The sequence below is a fragment of the Mycobacterium sp. KBS0706 genome (genome assembly GCF_005938675.2).
Taxonomy (GTDB): Bacteria; Pseudomonadota; Alphaproteobacteria; order DSM-16000; family Inquilinaceae; genus Inquilinus.
In genome coordinates this window covers 1-1,472 of the sequence record NZ_VCCH02000269.1, presented here as the reverse complement: position 1 = coordinate 1,472, position 1,472 = coordinate 1, and the positions used below count along the sequence as shown (strand labels likewise).

Annotated in this window: 1 protein-coding gene; it reads left to right on the top strand. The window is 67.9% G+C overall.

Features of this window, described 5'->3' with window-relative positions:
* Window positions 1-245 precede the first annotated feature (245 nt).
* A complete protein-coding gene (locus FFK22_RS41740) occupies window positions 246-1,463 on the top strand; it encodes an IS4 family transposase (protein ID WP_221939305.1) in 1,218 nt (405 codons plus the stop codon).
* Window positions 1,464-1,472 lie beyond the last annotated feature (9 nt).

Sequence of the window (1,472 nt, the reverse complement as noted above, 5' to 3'; positions counted from 1 at the left end):
CTAGGGCGTCTACGGATCTTTGGAGCGACAGATTGACTCGGGGAGAGTGTTGTCGCTTCCGGTCGCATCGGGGTGTGTGATTCTCTGTGCGACACTTTGGGCAACCGGAGTGTCGTCATGGATCGGTCGCTGGGACGGTTCGGGGATCGGCGCCTCGATAAAGGGGGGCGGCGCTTCTCGAGCGCATGGTGTCGTGCACGACAGTGTGCCTGCGCCGTCTGGCCCAGGGGAGCTGGTCGGCGCAGATGCGGTTCTGGCGCTTTCTGGCCAATGAGCGGGTGAGCGTCGACAAGCTGATCGCCGGGTGGAGCGGGCAGACGCGGCTGGCGGCGGCTGGGCGGCATGTCCTGGCCATCCAGGACACCAGCGAGCTGAAGTTCGCGACGACGGCCGAGACCCGGCGCGGGCTGGGGAAGATCAAGAAAGGCCACGCATATGGCGTGCTGTTGCACGCCATGATCGGGGTCGATGCCGACAGCGGCGCCGTGCTCGGCCTGGTCGGCGGCCAGGTGTGGAACCGCCCGGGCGAGGTCGATAGCCCGCACGCCGGACGCCGGCTGGCGGACAAGGAGTCGATGCGCTGGATCGCCACCGCGGAAGCGGCCAAGGAGGCGCTGGCGGCGGCCCGTCTGGTCACGATCATCGACGACCGGGAAGGCGACTTCTACGCGCACTGGGCGCTGACGCCGACCGACACCGTCCATCTCCTGACGCGGCTGCGGGACGATCATGCCCTGCTGGCAGGCGGCACGGTGCGCACGGTACTGGCGGACCGGCCGGTGGTCGCCACGGCGGAGCTGGAGCTGCGCGAGCGCGCCGACCGCCCCCCGCGCACCGCCGATCTGGAGCTGCGCTTTGCGGCTGTCCAGCTCAAACGGCCCAAGAACACCCTGGAGAAGGACCTGCCCAAGAGCCTGCCGGTCCATGCGGTGGAGGTCGTCGAGCCGCATCCCCCGAAGGGCAGCGAGCCGGTGCATTGGATCCTGCTCACCACCCATCGCATCGACAGCGTTGCCGTGGCCTGGCAGATCGTCGCCTGGTATCGCCAGCGCTGGCTCATCGAGCAGTTCTTCCGCACCCTCAAGCGCCAGGGCCTGAAGATCGAAGACAGCCAGATGGCCAGCGCCGATCGCCTCTGCAAGCTGGTGGCTATCGCCGCCAAGGCGGCGGCCATCGTCATGCAACTCCTCCAGGCGCGCGACGGCCGTGATCGGCAGCCGGCAAGCCTTACCTTCTCCCCACATGAGATCACTGCCTTGGCCGCGCTGAACCAGCGCCTGCAAGGCAAGTCCGCGCGCCAGAAGAACCCCCATCCCGAGCCCTCACTCTCCTGGGCCGCCTGGGTCATCGCCAAGCTCGGCGGCTGGCACGAATACGAAGCCAAACCGCCCGGACCCATCACCCTCCACAACGGCTTGGCCTTCTTCCGCGCCTTCGCCGCCGGCTTCGCACACAATCTGTAGATGCCCTAG

Coding starts and splice junctions, on each gene's coding strand:
- FFK22_RS41740 (WP_221939305.1), top strand. CDS start 246: ATGCGGTTCTGGCGCTTTCTGGCCAATGAGCGGGTGAGCGTCGACAAG.